Below are 21,507 nucleotides of genomic sequence, written 5' to 3'. Positions count from 1 at the left end.
AGGAACGGACGCTTCCTTTGTACTCACCCTCTCGGGCTTTCCTCCGGGCGCTTCCCTTCGTTGTTTCCAACCTTACCAGATCCGTTTTCCGTTCCCCCCGCTTCTCAATGAAGCAGTCGGTCCGAATCCCTTTTCCGGCCCCCTGTTGGAGCGGGGTTTCGCCTTTCAGCTTTCGCTTTCCGGCGGTGATCCCGACTTTATCAGATCTCTCCGGTCGGAATTCCCACCGCCTCGGAACGATCCTGCACGTTCGTCACGAACGTCCGGGCGTTCCCCTCGCGGTGGAGCCGTAAACCTACTGGACGGCCGCGCCCGGATGCAAATCGGCACCGGGGCGGCCGTCCGTTCGGTTGACGAAGCGTCAGACCTCGACGACCACAGGGAGGATCATCGGGCGGCGGCGGTAGGTGTCGGACACCCACTTGCCCATCGTCCGGCGGATGAGCTGCTGGAGCTGGTGCGGCTCCACGACCCCGTCGGACGCGGACTTGCCGATCGCTTCCTCGATCTTGGGAATGACGGCCGAGAACGCGGCGTCCTCGATGCCCGAGCCGCGCGCCTGGATCTGCGGCCCGCTCACCACCTTGCCCGTCGTGCTGTCGACCACGACGAAGACGGAGATGATGCCCTCGTCGCCGAGGATGCGGCGGTCCTTGAGCGAGGTCTCGGTGACATCGCCGACCGAGAGGCCGTCCACGTACACGTAGCCCGCCTGGACCTTGCCGACGATCTTCGCCGCGCCGTTCACCAGGTCCACCACGACGCCGTCCTCGGCGATCACGATGTGGTTCTTGGGAACGCCCGTCAGTGCGCCGAGCTCCGCGTTGGCCCGCAGGTGGCGCCACTCGCCGTGCACCGGCATGAGGTTCCTGGGCTTGCAGATGTTGTAGAAGTACAGCAGCTCGCCGGCGGAGGCGTGGCCCGAGACGTGGACACGGGCGTTGCCCTTGTGGACGACGTTCGCGCCCCAGCGGGTCAGGCCGTTGATCACGCGGTAGACCGCGTTCTCGTTGCCCGGGATGAGCGACGAGGCCAGGATGACCGTGTCGCCCTGGACGATCCGGATCTGGTGGTCGCGGTTGGCCATGCGGGACAGGGCCGCCATCGGCTCGCCCTGGGAGCCCGTGCACACCAGCACGACCTCGTCGTCCGGCAGGTCGTCCAGCGTCTTCACGTCCACGACGAGGCCGGCGGGGATCCGCAGGTAGCCCAGGTCGCGGGCGATGCCCATGTTGCGGACCATCGAACGGCCGACGAAGGCGACACGGCGCCCGTACTCGTGGGCGGCGTCGAGGATCTGCTGGATGCGGTGCACGTGGCTGGCGAAGCTGGCCACGATGATGCGCTTCTGGGCATTGGCGAACACCTGGCGCAGCACGCCGGAGATGTCGCGCTCCGGCGGGACGAAGCCGGGGACCTCGGCGTTCGTGGAGTCCACGAGCAGCAGGTCGATGCCCTCCTCGCCCAGCTTGGCGAAGGCCGGCAGGTCGGTGAGGCGGCGGTCCAGCGGGAGCTGGTCCATCTTGAAGTCACCGGTGTGCACGGCCATGCCGGCGGGGGTGCGGATGGCGACGGCCAGCGCGTCCGGGATGGAGTGGTTGACCGCGATGAACTCGCAGTCGAAGGGGCCGATGCGCTCGCGGTGGCCCTCGACGACCTCGAGGGTGTACGGGCGGATGCGGTGCTCCTGCAGCTTGGCCTCGATGAGGGCCAGGGTCAGCTTGGAGCCGATCAGCGGGATGTCCGGCTTCTCGCGGAGCAGGTAGGGGACGCCGCCGATGTGGTCCTCGTGGCCGTGCGTGAGCACGATGCCGTCGATGTCGTCCAGGCGGTCACGGATGGACGAGAAGTCGGGCAGGATCAGGTCGATTCCGGGCTGCTCCTCCTCGGGGAAGAGCACTCCGCAGTCGACGATCAGCAGACGGCCGCCGTACTCGAAGACCGTCATGTTGCGGCCGATCTCCCCCAGGCCGCCGAGCGGTGTGACGCGCAGGCCGCCCTCGGGGAGCTTCGGCGGGGGACCAAGTTCAGGATGCGGGTGGCTCAAAAGTATCTCCTCACCACGCACGCCACATGTCCTCGGGACATATGGCGCGCGTGACCTCGTGCACTTGCAGTTGTTTTCGGTCTTCAGTCGTGAAGTCCTCGGGCTATTCAGTTGTGAAGTCTGTGAGCGGGCCGGGCCGGGGCCCGGTTCCCTGGGGGCGCGCGCGGTCAGCCGAGCCGGACGCCGCCCGCCGTGAGGTCGCGCTTGAGCTGCTCGGTCTCCTGCTCGGTGAGCTCGACGAGCGGCAGCCGGACGGGGCCCGCGGGCAGTCCCTGCAGGCCCAGGGCGGCCTTGGTGGTCATGACGCCCTGGGTGCGGAAGAGGCCGGTGAAGACGGGGAGCAGCTTCTGGTGGATCGCGGTGGCCTTGGCGACGTCACCGGACGCGTAGGCGTCGGCCATGGCGCGCAGGTCGCCGGCGACGAAGTGGCCGGCGACGGAGACGAAGCCGACGGCGCCGACGGCGAGCTGCGGCAGGTTGAGCATGTCGTCGCCCGAGTACCAGGCGAGCCCCGAGCGTGCGATGGCCCAGCTCGTCGCGCACAGGTCGCCCTTGGCATCCTTGTTGGCGACGATGCGGGGGTGCTCCGCCAGCCGGACGAGCGTCTCGGTGTCGATGGCGACGCCGCTGCGGCCGGGGATGTCGTAGACCATCGCCGGGAGGCCGGTGGCGTCGGCGACGGCGGTGAAGTGCCGGACCAGGCCCTCCTGCGGGGGCTTGTTGTAGTACGGCGTGACGACGAGGAGGCCGCTCGCGCCCGCCTTCTCGGCGGCGCGGGCCAGCTCGACGCTGTGGTGCGTGTGGTTGGTGCCGGCTCCGGCGACCACGTGGGCACGGTCTCCGACCGCCTCGACCACGGCCCTGACGAGCTGGGCTTTCTCCGCATCGCTGGTGGTGGGGGACTCGCCGGTGGTGCCGTTGACGATCAGGCCGTCGTTACCGGCGTCCACGAGGTGGGTGGCGAGCCGCTGAGCGCCGTCGAGGTCGAGGGCACCGTCAGCGGTGAAGGGCGTGACCATGGCGGTCAGGACCCGCCCGAAGGGCGTGTGCGGTGTGGAGGTCGGAGCCATGAGGGCCACGCTACTCGTTGCTCACCGTGAGGTGCCCCCTCGGGGAGTGCCAAAGGGATCCCGGCACTGCCTGCTCGGGGGTTCAAGCAGTGCCGGGTCCGTCTTTTCAGACTAGATTAAAGCCACGAAAAGCCGCAATACGGACACCTAAGCTACCGGCCCGTACGGCTCCTCCGCGCCGGACCCGTCACGAGCGGTCCTTCGCGGATCCCGTCACGGGGCGACGCGGCCGTTCTTGTTGAACGCGGCGTACGTGAGCGGCATGAGCTTCGCCCACTCCGCCTCCATCTTCTCGCCGACCATCTCAATCTCGCGCTGCGGGAACGAGGGCACGGCCGCCTGCTCGTGCTGGGTGCGCAGGCCGAGGAAGTGCATCAGCGAGCGCGCGTTGCACGTGGCGTACATGGACGAGAACAGGCCGACCGGCAGGACCGAGCGCGCGACCTCGCGGGCGACGCCGGCGGCCAGCATCTCCTGGTAGGCCTCGTAGGCCTCGCGGTAGGTGTTCTCCATGACGCGCGAGGTGAGCTCGTGCTGCGCCTCGGTGCCCTCGACGAAGACGTACTTGCCGGGGCGGCCCTCCTGGACGAGCTTGCGCTCGGCGTCCGGGACGTAGAAGACGGGCTGCAGCTCGCGGTAGCGGCCGGACTCCTCGTTGTACGACCAGCCCACGCGGTGGCGCATGAACTCGCGGAAGACGAAGATCGGCGCGCTGATGAAGAACGTCATCGAGTTGTGCTCGAAGGGGCTGCCGTGACGGTCGCGCATCAGGAAGTTGATGAGCCCCTTGGACCGCTCGGGGTCCTTGGTGATCTCTTCCAGGGACTGCTCGCCGGCGGTGGAGACGCGGGCCGCCCACAGCACGTCGGAGTCGGCCGCGCTGTGCTTGACCAGCTCGACGGTCACGTCACCGCGAAACGTCGGCTCGGCTTCCTTGGCGGTCTCGGTGGGGCTGTCGGTCACCGGCGGGGTCCTTCCAGTTGCAGTGCTCGGGCGGCGCCCAGCCTACGGGCCCCCACTGACAACCGGTCCCAAGCGGCCCCTACGGCCCCGGCGCGGCCGGGGGAAGGTGCCCACTGGTTGAGATTTTTCACAGAAGTCACCGAAAACGGGCACCGGCAGCCGTCTTCGATCGTCCTTACGTACGACAGCAGATTTTCGAGGTTCCTAGGAGAGCCCTCATCATGTTCCGCCGGCGAGAGCCCGTGCCGTTCGCCTTCGTCGCCGAGGCAGAGCGCTACCGCAGCAACGTCACGCCGCCGCCCCGAGAACGCGCGAGCCGCTCGCAGATAGCCGGCCGTGTGCTCGTGGGTCTGACGGTGGCGACGGGGCTGGTCGGAGCGCTGCTGTTCGGGATGCCGTCCCTGCAGCCCAGCGTGCAGGACACGCACCAGTCGCAGCGTTCCGAGGCCTCGGACGGCCGCTGACCTGCGGTTGATCATGACGGGTGGGACCCGGCGCACCGACCCTGGTGTGCCCGGGTCCCGCCCTTTTCTATAGCCTCACCGGGCACAGCCATTCGAGCGTGCGTGCTGATGAGTGAGGAAACGTCGTGCCCCTGCCCTTTCTGACCGCCGACCGCGACGTCGAGGAGCTCGCGCCCGCCGGCGCCGCGGCCGTCCCGCCCGGGGGCCACGACGAGGACTCGGCCCGCTGGCGCCGCCCGTACCGGCCCGGCCCGTGGCGCGTCGGCGTCACCGCGCTGCTGCTGCTCCTCGCCTCGTACGTCCTCTTCGCCGCGATGATCATCGCGGTGGCCGGGTCCCTCCCCGCGGCGGGCATCTGCGTCGCCGTCGCCGTCCTGGTGATCCTGACGGCCGTGCGCCTCGTGCGGGTCGGCGTGTGGGTGGGCGAGCGCGGGCTGCGGCACGTGCGGCTGCTGTCCGCCAGGACGGTGCCCTGGGCGGAGGTGACGGCCGTGCGCCTCGTGCAGCAGCCCGTGCGGTGGCTGGGGCTCCCCCGCACCGTGCAGGGCCGGGCGGTCGTCGTGGAGCGCGCCGGCGGCGCGCCGCTGGCCACCCTCGTCACCAGCCACGGGGCGGACTTCCTCGGCCGGCCCCAGGCGTTCGACATCGCGTGCGACGCGGTGGAGGGCTGGGCGGCGGACTTCCGCCGCGCCTAGCCCGTCCGGCGGACCGCGGCGGACGCGCGGCCGCCCGGGCCTACGCGTCCACCCGTACCGGTTTGCCGTCGTGGAGCGCGATCGCCCGCTGCATGGCCTTGCGGGCGCGCGGGGTGTCGCGGGCGTCGTGATAGGCGACGGCCAGCCGGAACCAGGCGCGCCAGTCGGACGGGGCGTCCTCCGTCTCGGCCTTGCGCTTGGCGAAGACCGCGTCCGCGGAGTCGCGGTCGATGCGGCCGCCCGGCGTCCGTACCAGTTCGTCCACCGGCAGGCCGCCCTCGGCCTCCAGCTCCCGCGCCAGCCGGTTGGCGTCGCGCGCGAACTTGGTGGTGTGGTACAGGAACCAGGCGCCGATGAACGGCAGCACCAGCACCGCCGCGCCGAAGGCGACGGTGACGGCGGTGCCCTGCTGGATGAGCATCACTCCGCGGCTGCCGACCAGGACGAAGTAGACGACCAGGACGGCGGCCAGGGCGAAGTAGACGATTTTGGCGCGCACGGTGCTCAGCCCAGGTCCAGGAAGTGTTCCAGGCCGAACGTCAGCCCCGGGGTGGAGACGACGCGCCGCGCGCCGAGCAGGATGCCCGGCATGAAGCAGCTGTGGTGCAGCGAGTCGTGCCGGATGGTGAGCGTCTCGCCGGTGTCGCCGAACAGCACTTCCTGGTGGGCCAGGAGGCCACGGAGCCGCACGGCGTGCACGGGCACGCCGTCGACGTCGGCGCCCCGTGCGCCCTCCAGGGCGGTCGTCGTGGCGTCGGGCTGCGGGGGGCAGCCCGCCTCGCGCCGTGCGGCGGCGATGAGCTGCGCGGTGCGGGTGGCCGTGCCGGAGGGGGCGTCGGCCTTGTTCGGGTGGTGCAGCTCGACGACCTCGGCGGACTCGAAGAAGCGGGCCGCCTGCCGGGCGAAGGTCATGGTGAGCACGGCCCCGATGGAGAAGTTCGGGGCGATGAGCACACCGGTCGACGGGGAGGCGCCGAGCCAGGACTCCAGCTGCGCGAGGCGCTCCTCGGTCCAGCCGGTGGTGCCGACGACGCCGTGGATGCCGTTGCGGACGCAGAACTCCAGGTTCTCCATCACCGAGCCCGGGTGCGTCAGCTCGACCGCGACCTGGGCCCCCGCCTCGGTCAGCGCCTCCAGCTTGTCGCCCCGTCCCAGCGCGGCCACCAGCTCCATGTCGTCGGCGGCCTCGACGGCCCGCACGGCCTCGGAGCCGATCCGGCCCTTGGCGCCGATGACCGCCACGCGCAGCTTGCTCATCGTCCCTGCTTCCCTCTACAGCGGTGAACTACATCCCGCGGTGAACTAAGAAACGGCCTCGTGCAGGCGTGCCGCCTGCTTGTCCTTCAACGGGCCGATGACGGACAGCGAAGGACGCTGCCCCAGTACATCGCGGGCCACCTCGCGGACCTCGTCCGGGGTCACGGCCGAGATGCGCGCCAGCATGTCGTCGACGGACATCTGGTCGCCCCAGCACAGCTCGCTCTTGCCGATGCGGTTCATGAGCGCACCGGTGTCCTCCAGGCCGAGCACGGTGGAGCCGGCGAGCTGTCCGACGGCGCGGCTGATCTCCTCGTCCGGCAGGCCCTCCGAGGCGACCTTGTCCAGCTCCTCGCGGCAGATCTTCAGCACGTCGTGGACCTGGCTCGGGCGGCAGCCCGCGTAGACGCCGAAGAGGCCGCAGTCGGCGTAGCCCGAGGTGTACGAGTACACCGAGTAGGCGAGGCCGCGCTTCTCCCGGACCTCCTGGAAGAGGCGGGAGCTCATGCCGCCGCCGAGGGCGGTGTTGAGCACGCCGAGCGCCCAGCGGCGCTCGTCGGTGCGCGCGAGGCCCGGCATGCCGAGGACGACGTGCGCCTGCTCGGTCTTGCGGCCGAGGACCTCCACGCGGCCGGCGGTGCGGATCGTCCGGGAGCCGGAGCGCGGGGCGACGGGCTCCGCGTCCGTACGGCCCAGGGCGCCGGCCTTCTCGAAGGCGGCGCGCACCTGGCGGACGACCTTCGCGTGGTCGACGTTGCCCGCGGCGGCCACGACGAGGCGCGTGGGGTCGTAGTGCTTCTTGTAGAAGCGGGCGATCTGGTCGCGGGTGAGGGCGTTGATGGTGTCGACCGTGCCGAGGACGGGGCGGCCGAGGGGGGTGTCGCCCAGCATGGTGTGCGCGAACAGGTCGTGCACGCAGTCGCCGGGGTCGTCCTCCGTCATCGCGATCTCTTCGAGGATCACGCCGCGCTCGGCGTCGACGTCGGCCGGGTCGATCAGCGAGCCGGTGAGCATGTCGCAGACCACGTCGATGGCCAGCGGCAGGTCGGTGTCGAGCACGCGCGCGTAGTAGCACGTGTACTCCTTGGCCGTGAACGCGTTCATCTCGCCGCCGACGGCGTCGATGGCCGAGGAGATGTCCAGCGCGCTCCGCTTGCCCGTGCCCTTGAAGAGCAAGTGCTCCAGGTAGTGGGTGGCGCCGTTGAGGGCCGGGGTCTCGTCGCGGGAGCCGACGTTGGCCCAGATGCCGAAGGTCGCGGAGCGTACGGACGGCAGGGTCTCGGTGACGATGCGCAGACCGCCCGGGAGGGTGGTGCGGCGGACCGTGCCGATGCCGTTCTCGCCCTTGAGAAGCGTTTGGGTACGGGCGACGGCCCGCCCCTCCGAGGAGGTGCGGGCCGTCTTCCGTGTACTACGGGACGTCACTTGGCGGACTCGTCCTTGGTCTCGTCGGCCTTGTCGCCGTCCTCGCCCTCGATCACGGGGATCAGGGAGAGCTTGCCGCGCTGGTCGATCTCGGCGATCTCGACCTGGACCTTCTGGCCCACGCCGAGCACGTCCTCGACGTTCTCCACGCGCTTGCCGCCGGCGAGCTTGCGGATCTGCGAGATGTGCAGCAGACCGTCCTTGCCCGGCATGAGGGAGACGAAGGCACCGAAGGTGGTGGTCTTGACGACCGTACCCAGGTAGCGCTCGCCGACCTCCGGCATGGTCGGGTTGGCGATGCCGTTGATCGTGGCGCGGGCGGCCTCGGCGGAGGGGCCGTCGGCGGCACCGATGTAGATGGTGCCGTCGTCCTCGATCGTGATCTCGGCGCCGGTGTCCTCCTGGATCTGGTTGATCATCTTGCCCTTGGGGCCGATGACCTCACCGATCTTGTCCACCGGGATCTTGACGGTGATGATCCGCGGGGCGTAGGCGGACATCTCGTCCGGCGTGTCGATGGCCTCCATCATCACGTCGAGGATGTGCAGACGCGCGTCGCGGGCCTGCTTGAGGGCCGCGGCCAGGACGGAGGCCGGGATGCCGTCCAGCTTGGTGTCGAGCTGGAGGGCGGTCACGAACTCCTTCGTGCCGGCGACCTTGAAGTCCATGTCGCCGAAGGCGTCCTCCGCACCGAGGATGTCGGTGAGGGCGACGTAGTGCGTCTTGCCGTCGATCTCCTGGGAGATCAGGCCCATGGCGATGCCGGCGACGGGGGCCTTCAGGGGCACACCGGCGTTCAGCAGCGACATGGTGGAGGCGCAGACCGAGCCCATGGACGTCGAGCCGTTGGAGCCCAGCGCCTCGGAGACCTGGCGGATGGCGTAGGGGAACTCCTCGCGCGTCGGCAGCACGGGCACGATGGCCCGCTCGGCCAGGGCGCCGTGGCCGATCTCGCGGCGCTTCGGCGAACCGACGCGGCCGGTCTCGCCGACGGAGTACGGCGGGAAGTTGTAGTTGTGCATGTAGCGCTTGCGGGTCACCGGGGAGAGGGTGTCCAGCTGCTGCTCCATGCGGAGCATGTTGAGGGTGGTGACGCCCAGGATCTGGGTCTCGCCACGCTCGAACAGGGCGGAGCCGTGCACGCGCGGGATGGCCTCGACCTCGGCGGCGAGCGTACGGATGTCCGTCACGCCGCGGCCGTCGATGCGCTTCTTCTCCTTGATGACGCGCTCACGGACCAGGGACTTGGTCAGCGAGCGGTACGCGGCGGAGATCTCCTTCTCGCGGCCCTCGAACTCCGGCAGGAGCTTCTCGGCGGCGAGCTCCTTGACGCGGTCGATCTCGGCCTCGCGCTCCTGCTTGCCGGCGATGGTGAGCGCCTGGGCGAGCTCGTCGCGGACGGCCTTGGTCAGGGCGGCCAGGACGTCGTCCTGGTAGTCCAGGAAGACCGGGAACTCGCCCTCGGGCTTGGCGGCCTTCGAGGCGAGCTCGGACTGGGCGCGGCACAGCACCTTGATGAAGGGCTTCGCGGCCTCGAGACCGGCGGCGACGACCTCCTCGGTGGGGGCCTCGGCGCCGTCCTTGACCAGCTGGACGGTCTTCTCGGTGGCCTCGGCCTCGACCATCATGATCGCGACGTCGCCGTCCTCCAGGACGCGGCCGGCCACGACCATGTCGAAGACGGCGTCCTCGAGCTCGGTGTGGGTCGGGAACGCGACCCACTGGCCCTTGATCAGAGCGACGCGGGTGGCGCCGATCGGACCGGAGAAGGGCAGGCCCGCGAGCTGCGTGGAGCAGGAGGCGGCGTTGATCGCGACCACGTCGTAGAGGTGGTCGGGGTTGAGGGCCATGACCGTCTCGACGATCTGGATCTCGTTGCGCAGGCCCTTCTTGAAGGAGGGGCGCAGCGGCCGGTCGATCAGACGGCAGGTGAGGACCGCGTCCTCGGAGGGGCGGCCCTCGCGGCGGAAGAAGGAGCCGGGGATCTTGCCGGCCGCGTACATGCGCTCTTCGACGTCCACCGTGAGGGGGAAGAAGTCGAGCTGGTCCTTGGGCTTCTTGGAAGCGGAGGTGGCCGACAGCACCATGGTGTCGTCGTCCAGGTACGCCACGGCGGAACCGGCGGCCTGCTTGGCCAGGCGGCCCGTCTCGAAGCGGATGGTGCGGGTGCCGAAGGCGCCGTTGTCGATGACGGCCTCGGCGTAGTGGGTCTCGTTCTCCACCAGGGATATCTCCTCGTCTACGTCCCGGCCCGTGTGGCGGGGACGGGGGCGGAGGAGCGTCGGTGCTGGCCGGTCTTCGATCGAAGCACCCGGATTTCCCTGATCCGGGGGCCACTACCGAGGACCGGCGGCGAGCGGAGCGCTCCTCCTCATACGGTTCGGCACGGATGCCGTTGTGGAAACCAGACTACAAAGCTTCTGCTATCCACGAGATACGCAAAGGGAGCGGCCCCCAGATGGTGGGAACCGCTCCCTTCACGGTGTCTTACTTGGCGCCGGCGGCACCGCGGCGGATGCCGAGGCGCTCGACCAGGGCGCGGAAGCGCGTGATGTCCTTCTTGGCCAGGTACTGCAGCAGGCGGCGACGCTGGCCGACCAGGAGCAGCAGGCCACGACGCGAGTGGTGGTCGTGCTTGTGCTGCTTCAGGTGCTCGGTCAGGTCCGAGATGCGGCGGGTGAGCATCGCAACCTGGACCTCGGGGGAGCCGGTGTCGCCCTCCTTGGTGGCGAACTCGGCCATGATCTGCTTCTTCGTAGCGGCGTCGAGCGACACGCGTACTCCTTCTGAGTGACTTTTGGCCACCGAGTGCCCCTGGTCTTTTTCTCAGGGGAGCTTCCGTTACTCGGGAGGCGGGGTCCGCTGGGCGCTGTCCCCAGAGACCGGTGAAGGCACTCCGGAGGCGCGTACACAAACGGCCGTTGCACAGAGTACCAGCCCGGACCAGCTCTCCCGGCAGGACGGCCCGGACGTAGGGCGGGCGGGCCGCATGGGGCGGCCCGGGGGGAGGCCGGGGCGGACCGCATGGGGCGGGCCGCACGGGGCACGGCATGGGGCGGCCCGCGTAGGGCGCCCCATGCGGGCCGCAGCCCTTCCGGCCGGCCCCTCAGCCCCGGGGCTCTACCCCGCGGACAGGCTGCGGGCCGTCGAGTACAGGTCGAGGACCGCCAGGCACAAGGGTACGAGCGCCAGCAGCAGGGCGCTCTCGGCCAGGTCGGAGACCCGCCCCCAGAAGGGTGACAGGCCCTTGGCGGGGACGATCAGCGCGACGGCGGTGAGCAGTGCCCCACCGAGGGTGACGGAGGCGGCCAGCCAGAGCGTACGGACGTCGAGGGAGCCGCCGGCCCCGTCGGCGGGGGGCAGGAGCGAGAGGCCGAGGACGAGCAGGACGAGGGCGGCGAGGCCCGCACCGAGGACGGCCGCGACCTGGGCGGTGTAGCGGAAGAGGCGGGCGCGCAGCAGCATCGCGAGGCCGGCGGTCAGGGCCAGGAGGCGGGGCCAGGGGCTGCCGCCCGCGGCGAAGGCCAGGACGGCCGTGGAGCCGGTGACGACGGCCGCGCAGCCGCCCACGAGGCCCAGGAGCAGCTCGTGGCCGCGGCGGACCTGGGCGGCGATGCGGGCGGCGTCCACGGGGTCGGCCTGCGGGCCGCCGGCGGCGGACGACCGGTCGGTGGTGGCCGCGGCGCGCGGGGCGGCGTAGCCGATGGGGAGGCGGGCGACGCGGGCGGAGAGGCCGGGCAGGAACGCGATGGCTCCTATGGCGGCGACGGCGCAGACGGCGGCGGCATCGGCCGGTCGCGCCTCGGTGAGGATCGCGCAGAAGGCGGCCATGGTGCCGGTGGCCGCGGCCGCCAGCGCGGCAACGAAGGGGGCGTCGCCCGTGGGCAGGATGCCGACGAGCGCGGCGGAGGCGACGAGCACGGCCGCGCAGCCCAGCAGGAACTGCAGCCGGCCGGCTCCCTCGCCCGGGGCGGGGGCGAGGATGCCCGCGCCGGCGATCATCACGTGCGGGAGGGCGGCGAGGCCCAGGGCGACGGCGGAGGCGCGGTCGGCGTAGACCCGGGCCCGTACGCCCGCGAGGGCCGTCAGCAGGACGCCGGCGGCTGCAGCGACGGCGCCGGGCAGGCCGTGCATGTCGTGCCGGACGGGGTCGGCGAACCACAGGGCGAGGCCCATGAGGGCGAGCAGCAGCGCCCCGCCCGCCAGGCCGCAGGCGCGCAGGAGGCCGTCGTTCCAGAGCGTGTGGTCACGGGTGACGGCGGAGGCGATGGCGTCGCTGACGTCGTCGTGCACGGCGGGCGGCAGGGACTCCGCGAAGGGGCGCAGCGCGAGCAGGTCGCCGTCCAGGACGCGCTGGGCGGCGAGCGAACGGGCGCTGTCGAGGACGGTGCCGTCGCGGCGGACGAGGTGGTAGCCGGTGGGGGCGCCGGCCGGCTGGGTCTGGCCGGTCAGGCGCAGGATCTCCGGGTACACGTCGGCGACGGCGATGTCGTCCGGCAGGGCGACGTCGATGCGGCTGTCGGGTGCGACGACGGTCACTCTGCAGAAGCCGGTCGCAGCAGACGTACTCACCTATCAGGCCCCTTGATTCAACTGTGTTCGTTCACTGTGTTCGTTCACCGTGCCCGGCTGTTGCGGATGCACGGTGCCCGACGTGCTCGGCAGTCCGGCCACCCTATCGGGGGCTTCCGTTCCGTACGCCGATAGGATCACCGTTCCGCGCAGGGGGGCCGTCGCCGACGGGGCGACAGGCGGTACCACGCGGAACTGTCCTTGCCGTGCGGAGGGGTTGAGGCATCCGGTGAGCCAGATCGTGGTCAGTCGTCCCCCGAGGGCCCTGCCGCCGGAGGTGCCCGGCGAGGAGGTCCTTCTGGAGGCGCCGCCCGAGCTGCCGAGGGACCGTCAGGAAGGGCTGCTGATGCAGCTGCTGCCGACGCTCGGCATGGCCTCCTCGATGGTCTACTTCTTCATGCCGGGTGCCGCCCCGATGATGAAGATCATGGGCGTGCTGATGATGTGCTCGACGCTCGGCATGACCATCGCGATGATCGTCCGGCACCGGCAGGGCACCCAGGGGCGGACCGCGGACATGCGCCGCGACTACCTCAAGTACTTGGCGCAGACCCGGCGCACCGTGCAGCGCACGGCCAGGGCGCAGCGGGACGCGCAGTTCTACCTGCACCCCTCCCCCGACCAGCTGTGGTCGGTGGTCGCCGAGGGCACGCGGCTGTGGGAGCGGCGTGCGAGCGACGACGACTTCGCGCAGGTGCGCATCGGGCTGGGCACGCAGCAGCTCGCGACGCCGCTGGTGGCGCCGGAGACGGCGCCGATAGACGAGCTGGAGCCGCTGACGACGGGGGCGATGCAGCAGTTCCTGGCGACGCACGGCTCGCTGGACGGCATGCCGGTGGCGCTGTCGTTGCGCGCCTTCTACCACGTGACGCTGTCGGGCGAGCCCGAGGCGGTGCACGGGACGGCGCGGGCCCTGCTGGCGCAGCTGGTGACGCTGCATTCGCCGGAGGACCTCGTGGTGGCCGTGGTCTCGGCACGGGGCGCGGCCTCGTACTGGGAGTGGGCGAAGTGGCTGCCCCACGTGCAGGTGCCCGGGGCGGTGGACGGGGCCGGCGCGCGGAGGCTGATCGGCGACGACCTGACGGAGCTGGAGGACCTGCTGCGGCCCCGTCTGGAGGGCCGTACGCGCTTCAGCCGGGACGGCCAGCCGCTGCTGGACCAGCCGCACGTGGTGGTCGTGCTGGACGGTGCGGCGGTGCCGGCGGACTCGGTGTTCGCGGCGCCCGAGGGGCTGCAGGGCGTCACCGTCGTCGAGGTGGTGACGGGCGACCTGGGAGAGCCGCGCGGCGGGCTGTCGGTGGTCGTGCAGCCGGGCACGCTCCGGTTGATGTCCCAGGTGGCGGTCTACGAAGGAGTGCCCGACACGCTCGCCATGGAGGCGGCGGAGGCGCTCGCGCGGCAGCTGGCGCCGATGCGCATGGGCGGGGGCGGCGACGGCGACGAGCCGCTGCTGGCGAACCTGGACTTCACCGACCTGCTGGGGCTGGGCGACGCGGGCTCGGTCGACGTGGCGCGCACGTGGCGGCCGCGGTCGGCCGCCGAGCGGCTGCGGGTGCCGATCGGTGTGAGCGAGGACGGCGCCCCCGTCATGCTGGACCTGAAGGAGGCCGCGCAGGACGGCATGGGGCCGCACGGCCTGTGTGTCGGGGCGACCGGCTCCGGCAAGTCCGAGCTGCTGCGCACCCTGGTCCTGGGGCTCGCGGTCACCCACAGCTCCGAGACGCTGAACTTCGTCCTCGCCGACTTCAAGGGCGGTGCGACGTTCGCGGGCATGTCGGAGATGCCGCACGTCGCCGCCGTGATCACCAACCTGGCCGACGACCTGACGCTCGTCGACCGCATGCGCGACTCGATCACCGGTGAGCTGCAGCGCCGCCAGGAGCTGCTGCGCTCCGCGGGCAACTACGCCAACATCCACGACTACGAGAAGGCGCGGGCGGCCGGCGCCGCGCTGGAGCCGCTGGCCTCACTCGTCCTGGTGATCGACGAGTTCAGCGAGCTGTTGACGGCCAAGCCCGACTTCATCGACATGTTCATCCAGATCGGCCGCATCGGCCGATCCCTGGGCGTGCACCTGCTGCTGGCCTCGCAGCGGCTGGAGGAGGGCCGGCTGCGCGGCCTGGAGACGTACCTGTCGTACCGGATCGGCCTGCGGACGTTCTCGGCCGCCGAGTCGCGCACGGCGCTCGGCGTGCCGGACGCGTACCACCTGCCGTCCGTGCCGGGCTCCGGCTACCTGAAGTTCGGCACGGACGAGATGACGCGCTTCAAGGCGGCGTACGTCTCGGGCACGTACCGGTCGAACGCGGGCACGGGGCCCGGCACGGGGCCCCTGCCGATCGAGCGGCGCCCGGTCCTGTTCACCGCCGAGCCGGTCCCCGTCACGTACACCGCCCCCGCCTCCGTGGCGCCGGCGGCGCCCGCCCCGGGCGACGACGCGCTGGCCGACACGGTCCTCGACGTGATCGTGCGCCGGCTGGAGGGCCAGGGCCCGCCGGCCCACCAGGTGTGGCTGCCGCCGCTCGACCGGGCCGCGGCCCTGGACGAGCTCCTGCCGCCCCTGTCGGCCGTCCCCGGCCGCGGCCTGACGGCGCCCGAGCACCCGCGCCTCGGCCGCCTCAGCGTCCCGATCGGCCTGGTCGACAAGCCCTTCGAGCAGCGCCGCGACGTGCTGTACCGCGACTTCTCCGGCGCGGCGGGCAACATGCTCATCGTCGGCGGCCCGCAGTCCGGCAAGTCCACGCTGGTGCGGACGCTGGTGTCGGCCTTCGCGCTGACGCACACCCCGGCCGAGGTGCAGTTCTACGGGCTGGACTTCGGCGGCGGCGGCATGAGCGCCATCGCCGGGCTGCCGCACGTGGGCGGCGTGGCGTCCCGGCTCGACCCCGAGCGGGTGCGCCGTACGGTCGCCGAGGTGGCGGGCGTCCTCGCCCGCCGCGAGGAGTACTTCCGGGCCAACGGCATCGACTCGATCGGCACGTTCCGGCGGATGCGGGCGTCCGGCGAGATCACGGACCAGCCGTGGGGCGACGTCTTCCTCATCGTCGACGGGTGGGCCAGCTTCCGGCAGGCGTACGAGATGCTGGAGGGCGTCGTCGCCGACATCGCGGCGCGCGGCCTGGGCTACGGCGTCCACGTCGTCGTCACCGCCTCCCGCAACATGGAGGTGCGCGCCTCGCTGAAGGACCAGCTCCTCAACCGGCTCGAACTGCGGCTCGGCGACACCATGGACTCCGAGTTCGACCGCAAGGTCGCCGCGAACGTCCCGGCCGGCGTGCCCGGCCGCGGCCAGCTCCCCGAGAAGCTCCACTTCATGGCCTCGGTGCCCCGCATCGACTCGGACAGCGACCCCGAGACCCTCACGGACGGCACCGCCGCCATGGTCCGCGCCGTCAGCGAGGCGTGGAGCGGCCCCGGCGCGCCCGGTGTGCGGCTCCTGCCGCGCCGGCTGCGCGCCGACGACCTGCCGAAGGGCTTCGAGTACCCGCAGCACGGCGTGGCCTTCGGCATCGACGAGACCAACCTGGAGCCGGTCTTCGTCGACTTCGAGACGGACCCGTTCTTCCTCGTCTTCGGCGAGAGCGAGTCCGGCAAGACCGCACTGCTGCGCCTCCTGGCCAAGCAGATCACCGAGCGGTACGGCCCGGACGAGGCGAAGATCGTGGTGGGCGACTACCGCCGGACGCTCCTCGACGTCGTCCCCTCCACGCACCTGCTGGAGTACGCGCCGGTCGCCTCGGCCCTCACCGTGCACGCCAACGCCCTCAACGGCCTCATGGAGCGGCGCGCTCCGCAGCCCGACATCACGCCGCAGCAGCTGCGCGACCGCAGCTGGTGGTCGGGCCCGCGCTTCTTCGTCATCGTCGACGACTACGAGCTCGTCTCCACCGGCAGCGGCAACCCGCTCGCCGTCCTCACCGAGAACCTGCCCTTCGCGCGCGACGTCGGCGTGCGCTTCATCATCGCGCGCAGCTCGGCGGGCGCGTCCCGGTCGATGTACGAGACCTTCATGCAGCGGGTGAAGGAGCTCGGCGCACAGGGCGTGCTCCTGTCCGGAGACCCGGGTGAGGGCGACCTGCTGGGCGGCGTGCGGCCGCACCAGATGCCGCCGGGGCGCGGGTACTTCGTGTCGCGGAAGCGGGGCGTGCCGCTGGTGCAGGTGGGGTGGGTGCCGGAGGAGGCGTGAGGGGCACGGTGACGGCCCGGACGGAGCCTTCCTATATCACCTTCCGCGCGGAATCCGGGCTCTTCGCAAGCACCGTTCCGGAACCGGCTCTGCCGCGGATCCATCCGCAGTACGCTGCTGACGATTGTTCTCCCTACGGGCGTCAACTGGCGTGATGCGCGCAGGGATCCGGCGGAATTGCGCACCCGAAAGGCGGCCCCTGCCCCCATGGACGAACACGAGAAGGACGAGCTGTACGCCCGCGACATCTCCGGTCTCGAATGGCTGAGCGCGCCCGAAGCCAAGGAGGACGAAGAGCGCGTCGAGATCGCCTACTTCTCCGACGGTGCGGTGGCGATGCGGTCGTCGACGGATCCCGACACCGTCCTGCGCTACACCCCGTCCGAGTGGCGGGCGTTCGTGCTGGGGGCGCGCGACGGCGAGTTCGATCTGAAGTGACCCGGTTTACGGGCCCGGACGCGCTCGGGGGCAGGTGGCCGGTGTTCCCGGCCGCCCGCCCCGAGCAGCTTCAGCCGCGGTGCGCCGCTGCGGCTTTCAGTAGCTGATGTCGAAGAGCTGCGACGCCTTCTTGTCGGTCGCGTGGAAGTTCTCGCCGCCCTGGAGCACGAGGTCCGAGACCTGCTTGAGCGTCTCCTGGATGTGCGCGCTCCGCCGCCGGAACTCCGCGTCCACGTGCAGCATCATCTGGTGGGCCTCGCCCTCCCAGCCGGCCGCGACCTTGTTCACGGCGGCGCGCATGGATTCCAGCTCCCGCTCGATCACGGCCGCGGCCTTCTTGATGTCAGTGGCCGTGGTCTGAAGGGAGGCGTAGTTGACTACAAGCTCTCCACCCTGGTCTGCCATTGTTTCCCCACCCTTTGTGGTGTCGTTCGTCGGTCGGAAAGGATCGAAAGGGCCGGCGGGCGTACGCGCCGGGCCGCATCAGCTGTAGGCGTCGATCCCGCTGCGGGGCTGCTCGCCGTGGCCCCCGCCGGCACCGGCGGCCGCCGAGCCGCCGCCGCTGACGTCGATGCCCTTCATCTGGGCCGCGATTTCCCCGTCGGTCGCCCCGGACGCACGGTGCGTCAGAACGACGGCCTCGCGCACCCGGTCGATCATCCGGCGCACGCGGTCGTGGTCGTCGTTCAGGTCGCTCTGGGCCTTGCGGAAGGCCTTGTGCGCCTCGCCCTTCCACGAGCTGCCGCCGTCGAGCGTGGCGATCACATTCGCCAGCTGCCGCAGGTTGGCCGAGAAATGCGAGCTGGTCTTGTCGATGGCGTCCGTGAAGGCCTTGAACGCCTCGTCACTGACCTTCTGCCGCTCGTTCTCCGACATGTTCCGCCTTTCCCCCCGAGGGGCCTGTCTCGCGATGTGTGCATAAAGCCGGCCGCCGGCCGCGCGGGGCCGGTCGTCCGGTGAGCCTCAATGCCCGTGTCCCGGGTCGGAACCTCGAACCCTCCCCCTCAAGCGCCCACGAAGGACGCCCCTGCCACTCTAGCCACTCGTATCGCGTGCCCCAACCACAGACATATCAAGAGAGTTTGACGGCCGTCACAGGCCGTCACATGCCGCGCAGGCCCCTCCGCCGCCGGTGTTCCCGGCCCACGAGGGCCGCGCCGGCGATGGTCGCGACGAGCACGGCCGCACCGCCCAGGGCATACGTGGCGAGGCGTTCCTTCCGCTGCTGCGGGGTCTCGCCGGCGGCGAGCGGGGCCACGTCGGGGGCCCGTACGGTGCGGGCCGCGGGCTTCGCCGGGGTGACGCGGTCGAGGGGGCGAGCGTCCTCCGTGAGGGCGCGGACCGGATCGACGACGCCCCAGCCGATGTAGCGGTCGTGGCCGTTGGTGGCGCGTTCCGCGGTCTGCTCGATCTGGGCGACGACCTGGTGCTGCTTCCAGTCGGGGTGCTTGGCGCGGATGAGGGCGGCGACTCCGGCCACGTACGGGGCGGAGAAACTGGTGCCGTTGTCGACGCACTGGCCGCCCAGGGGGACGGTGGAGACCATCTCCACGCCGGGCGCGGCGACGCCCACGAACTCGCCGGGCTGCGAGAAGGACGCGCGCTCGTTGTTGCGGTCGGAAGCGGCGACCGCCAGGACGCCCTTGTACGCCGCCGGGTAGGTCTCCTTGACCTCGCCCCCGAGGCCGTCGTTGCCGGCCGACGCGACCACGACGACGTCCTTCTCCAGGGCGTCCTTGACGGCGCGTTCGAGGTCGGAGTCGGGGCGCAGGAGCTTCGCCGGGTCCTGGGTGTCCTGGGAGATGTTGATGACGCGCGCTCCGGCGGCCACGGCGAGGCCGATGCCCTGGGCCAGGGTGCGGGTGGTCCCGGTGCCCTTCTCGTCGTTCTGGCGGATCGGGATGATGACCGACTCGGGGGCGATGCCGACGAATCCGCTGGCGGGGGACGGGCGGGCCGCGATGATGCCGGCGACTTTGGTGCCGTGCCCCACGAGGTCCAGGGCCGGATCGGGCTTCGGCTTCTCGGGCTCCTTCTCCGGCGGCTTTTCGGGGCTCTTCTCCGGGCTCTTGGACGGGCTCGGCTCGGGCGACTTCTCCGGCTTCTTCGACTCGTTCTTGTCACCGGCCGACGGGCTCGCGGACGGGCTCGCCGGCGGCGTGCTCTTGTCCTTCTTCCCGTCCTTCGCGCCTGCCGACGGGCCGGGGGACGGGCCGGGCCCGGGTGCCCGGGGGGCGTCCTTGGCGTCCGCGGTCACTCCGGTGCCGTCCTTGGCGCCGCCGTCCACGGCGCCGTTCTTGGTTGCTTCCGGCATGCCTGTGAGCAGGTCGGCCCCGCTCTCGACGTCGACGGCACCCTTGAGTTGCGGGTTCCTGACGTCGACGCCGGTGTCGATGACGGCGACGCGGACCGGCCGGCCCGCGCTGTCCCGGCCCTTGGTGTCCTGCCAGAGACGGTCGAGGAGAATCCGCTGGAGGGACCAAGGGGTGCCCTTGATGGGCTTGGCGGGGTAGGTGCACTCCCCGCTGCCGTCCAGGTGCGGGTTCACCGGCACGGGTGACGCACCGGACGGCGCAGGGGCGGTCTGCACTGCCGCTGCGGAGGACGCTTCGGCAAGGGCGGGTGCCCCGGTCGCTCCCGCCGTGAGCGTCGCCGCCAGGGCAAGAGTGAGGGATGTCGTCGTTCGTGGCATCGGCTGTCTCACGACCCCTGGGGCTGCTTGGCGCTGTTGGTGTCCAGCCGGGGGCCCGTCGGCAGGAACTGCGACCAGTTCGCCGGCACCGGCAAGGGGTCGACCTTGCCGTAGCCGAGCCTGATGCGCGCCTGGTCGGATTCGGCGGGTCCGGCGGAGCCGGCGTCCGCCGCCCCGTGCGGCGCCTCATGCGCCGCCTCGGACGAGCCGTCCTGGCCCGCCGGCGGGGACGCCTTCTCGCCGATCTTCGACTTGTCCGCGCCGCTGTCGCTGTTCGACTGGACCGCGTAGCGCAGCCCCGTGTCGGTGACGAGGAAGACCGATCCGCTGTTGGTCTGGCGGCCGGTGACCTGGCGGTAGAGGAGCCCGGAGCCCGGGGTGACGTACGCGCTGGTGGCGCCGTCGGGGATCGTCGCCGGGTACGCGGTGCCCGCCCAGGTGGCGAGTTCGGTGGTGCCGCCGGCGGACATGCCGCTGAAGATGCTGCACACGGTCTTCTTGACGGCGTCCCCCGTCCCCGTGAAGTTGGCCTGCTGGGGCACCCTTGCGGGCCAGTGGTTCTGCCCGTAGAACTCGTCCTCCGCCGGGGTGAAGGCGGCCGCGCTCACCCGCTCGGGCACGCCGGCCTGGCCGAGCGGGGCCAGCTTCCTGCTGTTGAGGAGGAGCTTGGCGACGAAGGGCGAGACGCGCTGGACCTTGCCGCGGAGCACCACGTAGTTCTGGGTACCGGTGCCCGTCGGGGCCTCCAGAACGGTGCCGACGCGGTTGGCCTTGGCGGGGAGCGTGCCGATGCCGGCGTCCGCGCCGATGTCGCCGCCGGTCTCCGGGAAGACGATGGGCGCGCCGTCGTGCAGCGTGTCCAGCCAGTCCTTGGTGACGGGCTGGGCCTGGGCCCCGTCGTTGAAGACGGAGCGGAGCAGCAGGTTGTGGTCGGAGGCGTCGGCGGACCGCCAGTCGTCACCGCCGAGCAAGTACTTGGTGCCCCGGGGATCGACGAGGTAGCGGGCCCCGTCCGGCCCCTGCACGTACAGGGCCTGGTTGTCGTGCAGCCGCTGGTCGCCGGTGAGCTTCTTCAGCTTCGGATCCCGTCCGGCGAACAGGAAGACGGCCTTCTGCGTGGCCCGCCCCGTGCCGCCGTACTGCTCGCAGACGGCCCACTGCTTCTGCTTACCCGCCTCGTCCGCGCCGGGCATGCGGTCGGGGGCGTACGGGATGCCGAGCGTGGGGCCGCGGGGGATGTGGCCGTTGTCGAGCTCCTCCTCCTTCACCTTGATGACGGTGGACTTGTCGGGGGCGAGGAGCAGCTTGGCGGAGGCGAAGTTGAGGACGGGGTGCAGTTGCTTCTTCCCGTCCGTCACCAGGACGACGTAACGGGTGGTGGACTGGCTGCCGACGATGACGTGCGCCTCCTCGTCGTCCCAGCCCTTGGGCGCGGTCGGCCGGAACATGCCCCAGGCGCCGAACCCGGCGATCAGCACCGCCCCGGCGACGAGGCCGGGCAGGACCGCTCGCAGGGGGCGGGGCGCTCCCTCCTCCGTTCCGCCGGGCGAAGGTTGCAGGAAGGCCGCGATCGTGCGCTTCCTCGCGAAGATGTAGGCGTTGAGCTCATCCCGCCGTGATGCCATGTGTAGCCGCTTTCTCCCCTGGTCGTCGGCGTCGGCCGGCACCCGCTGCACCTGGTCGGGTAGTCGTACCGGC

The 21,507-nt window shown here is 71.2% G+C and carries 17 protein-coding genes; 4 read left to right on the top strand and 13 right to left on the bottom strand.

What is annotated here, in order from left to right:
* Positions 1–361: 361 nt before the first annotated feature.
* From ACFZCD_RS14075 to thyX, 3 genes are all read right to left on the bottom strand, one after another.
* On the bottom strand, positions 362–2,047 hold the full coding sequence (locus tag ACFZCD_RS14075) for a ribonuclease J (RefSeq protein WP_391830340.1): 1,686 nt from the start codon (positions 2,045–2,047) through the stop codon (positions 362–364).
* Between the two features lie 167 nt (positions 2,048–2,214).
* Positions 2,215–3,117 carry a 4-hydroxy-tetrahydrodipicolinate synthase gene (gene dapA / locus ACFZCD_RS14070; RefSeq protein WP_391830338.1) on the bottom strand — a complete coding sequence of 301 codons (903 nt, stop codon included), beginning with the start codon at positions 3,115–3,117 and terminating at the stop codon, positions 2,215–2,217.
* Between the two features lie 213 nt (positions 3,118–3,330).
* A complete protein-coding gene (thyX, locus tag ACFZCD_RS14065; RefSeq protein ID WP_391830336.1) occupies positions 3,331–4,080 on the bottom strand; it encodes an FAD-dependent thymidylate synthase in 750 nt (249 codons plus the stop codon).
* A 221-nt stretch (positions 4,081–4,301) separates the two neighbouring features.
* On the opposite strand from thyX, the gene ACFZCD_RS14060 reads away from it, so the two are divergent.
* Positions 4,302–4,544 carry a hypothetical protein gene (locus ACFZCD_RS14060; protein WP_120759614.1) on the top strand — a complete coding sequence of 81 codons (243 nt, stop codon included), beginning with the start codon at positions 4,302–4,304 and terminating at the stop codon, positions 4,542–4,544.
* Between the two features lie 125 nt (positions 4,545–4,669).
* On the top strand, positions 4,670–5,239 hold the full coding sequence (locus ACFZCD_RS14055; protein WP_391830334.1) for a hypothetical protein: 570 nt from the start codon (positions 4,670–4,672) through the stop codon (positions 5,237–5,239).
* Positions 5,240–5,279: 40 nt separating this feature from the next.
* Here ACFZCD_RS14055 and ACFZCD_RS14050 read toward each other — a convergent pair whose 3' ends face one another.
* The 6 genes from ACFZCD_RS14050 to eccD form a co-directional block, all read right to left on the bottom strand.
* Positions 5,280–5,738 (bottom strand): hypothetical protein, encoded by a 459-nt coding sequence (locus tag ACFZCD_RS14050; protein ID WP_391830332.1) that lies wholly within the window; start codon positions 5,736–5,738, stop codon positions 5,280–5,282.
* 5 nt (positions 5,739–5,743) lie between these two features.
* Complete coding sequence (dapB, locus tag ACFZCD_RS14045) at positions 5,744–6,496, bottom strand: 4-hydroxy-tetrahydrodipicolinate reductase (protein ID WP_391830330.1); 753 nt, start codon at positions 6,494–6,496, stop codon at positions 5,744–5,746.
* A gap of 45 nt (positions 6,497–6,541) precedes the next feature.
* Positions 6,542–7,921 (bottom strand): M16 family metallopeptidase, encoded by a 1,380-nt coding sequence (locus ACFZCD_RS14040; RefSeq protein ID WP_391830328.1) that lies wholly within the window; start codon positions 7,919–7,921, stop codon positions 6,542–6,544.
* Complete coding sequence (locus tag ACFZCD_RS14035) at positions 7,918–10,143, bottom strand: polyribonucleotide nucleotidyltransferase (RefSeq protein WP_391830326.1); 2,226 nt, start codon at positions 10,141–10,143, stop codon at positions 7,918–7,920. Before ACFZCD_RS14035 ends, ACFZCD_RS14040 begins: the two co-directional genes overlap by 4 nt.
* Before the next feature lie 265 nt (positions 10,144–10,408).
* Positions 10,409–10,696 carry a 30S ribosomal protein S15 gene (gene rpsO, locus ACFZCD_RS14030; protein ID WP_045934183.1) on the bottom strand — a complete coding sequence of 96 codons (288 nt, stop codon included), beginning with the start codon at positions 10,694–10,696 and terminating at the stop codon, positions 10,409–10,411.
* 345 nt (positions 10,697–11,041) lie between these two features.
* The gene (gene eccD, locus ACFZCD_RS14025) at positions 11,042–12,493 is read right to left on the bottom strand and encodes a type VII secretion integral membrane protein EccD (protein ID WP_391830324.1); all 1,452 of its coding nucleotides are present in this window, start codon (positions 12,491–12,493) and stop codon (positions 11,042–11,044) included.
* 229 nt (positions 12,494–12,722) lie between these two features.
* Here eccD and eccCa point away from each other — a divergent pair, with 229 nt between their 5' ends.
* Together eccCa and ACFZCD_RS14015 are read left to right on the top strand one after the other, a co-directional pair.
* Positions 12,723–16,679, top strand: coding sequence for a type VII secretion protein EccCa (eccCa, locus tag ACFZCD_RS14020; RefSeq protein WP_391830322.1), 3,957 nt, complete (start codon positions 12,723–12,725; stop codon positions 16,677–16,679).
* Between the two features lie 207 nt (positions 16,680–16,886).
* A complete protein-coding gene (locus ACFZCD_RS14015; protein ID WP_391830320.1) occupies positions 16,887–17,117 on the top strand; it encodes a DUF397 domain-containing protein in 231 nt (76 codons plus the stop codon).
* Positions 17,118–17,213: 96 nt separating this feature from the next.
* On the opposite strand, the gene ACFZCD_RS14010 is transcribed toward ACFZCD_RS14015, so the two are convergent.
* From ACFZCD_RS14010 to eccB, 4 genes are all read right to left on the bottom strand, one after another.
* Complete coding sequence (locus ACFZCD_RS14010; protein WP_391830318.1) at positions 17,214–17,522, bottom strand: WXG100 family type VII secretion target; 309 nt, start codon at positions 17,520–17,522, stop codon at positions 17,214–17,216.
* A 78-nt stretch (positions 17,523–17,600) separates the two neighbouring features.
* Positions 17,601–17,993 carry a WXG100 family type VII secretion target gene (locus tag ACFZCD_RS14005; RefSeq protein WP_391830316.1) on the bottom strand — a complete coding sequence of 131 codons (393 nt, stop codon included), beginning with the start codon at positions 17,991–17,993 and terminating at the stop codon, positions 17,601–17,603.
* 226 nt (positions 17,994–18,219) lie between these two features.
* Positions 18,220–19,665 carry a type VII secretion-associated serine protease mycosin gene (gene mycP / locus ACFZCD_RS14000; RefSeq protein WP_391830396.1) on the bottom strand — a complete coding sequence of 482 codons (1,446 nt, stop codon included), beginning with the start codon at positions 19,663–19,665 and terminating at the stop codon, positions 18,220–18,222.
* Between the two features lie 152 nt (positions 19,666–19,817).
* A complete protein-coding gene (eccB, locus tag ACFZCD_RS13995; protein WP_391830314.1) occupies positions 19,818–21,434 on the bottom strand; it encodes a type VII secretion protein EccB in 1,617 nt (538 codons plus the stop codon).
* Between the last annotated feature and the right edge of the window lie 73 nt (positions 21,435–21,507).

The organism is Streptomyces sp. NPDC008001, assembly GCF_042958085.1.
In the GTDB taxonomy this organism is placed as follows: domain Bacteria; phylum Actinomycetota; class Actinomycetes; order Streptomycetales; family Streptomycetaceae; genus Streptomyces.
The sequence above is the reverse complement of the archived record's forward strand: the minus strand, read 5'-3'. Positions and strand labels throughout refer to the sequence as shown.

Bases quoted from the DNA above. Each gene is read 5' to 3' on its own strand.
- dapB (WP_391830330.1), bottom strand. From the start codon at position 6,496: ATGAGCAAGCTGCGCGTGGCGGTCATCGGCGCCAAGGGCCGGATCGGC.
- ACFZCD_RS14060 (WP_120759614.1), top strand. From the start codon at position 4,302: ATGTTCCGCCGGCGAGAGCCCGTGCCGTTCGCCTTCGTCGCCGAGGCA.
- ACFZCD_RS14010 (WP_391830318.1), bottom strand. From the start codon at position 17,522: ATGGCAGACCAGGGTGGAGAGCTTGTAGTCAACTACGCCTCCCTTCAG.
- ACFZCD_RS14005 (WP_391830316.1), bottom strand. From the start codon at position 17,993: ATGTCGGAGAACGAGCGGCAGAAGGTCAGTGACGAGGCGTTCAAGGCC.
- eccB (WP_391830314.1), bottom strand. From the start codon at position 21,434: ATGGCATCACGGCGGGATGAGCTCAACGCCTACATCTTCGCGAGGAAG.
- dapA (WP_391830338.1), bottom strand. From the start codon at position 3,117: ATGGCTCCGACCTCCACACCGCACACGCCCTTCGGGCGGGTCCTGACC.
- ACFZCD_RS14015 (WP_391830320.1), top strand. From the start codon at position 16,887: ATGGACGAACACGAGAAGGACGAGCTGTACGCCCGCGACATCTCCGGT.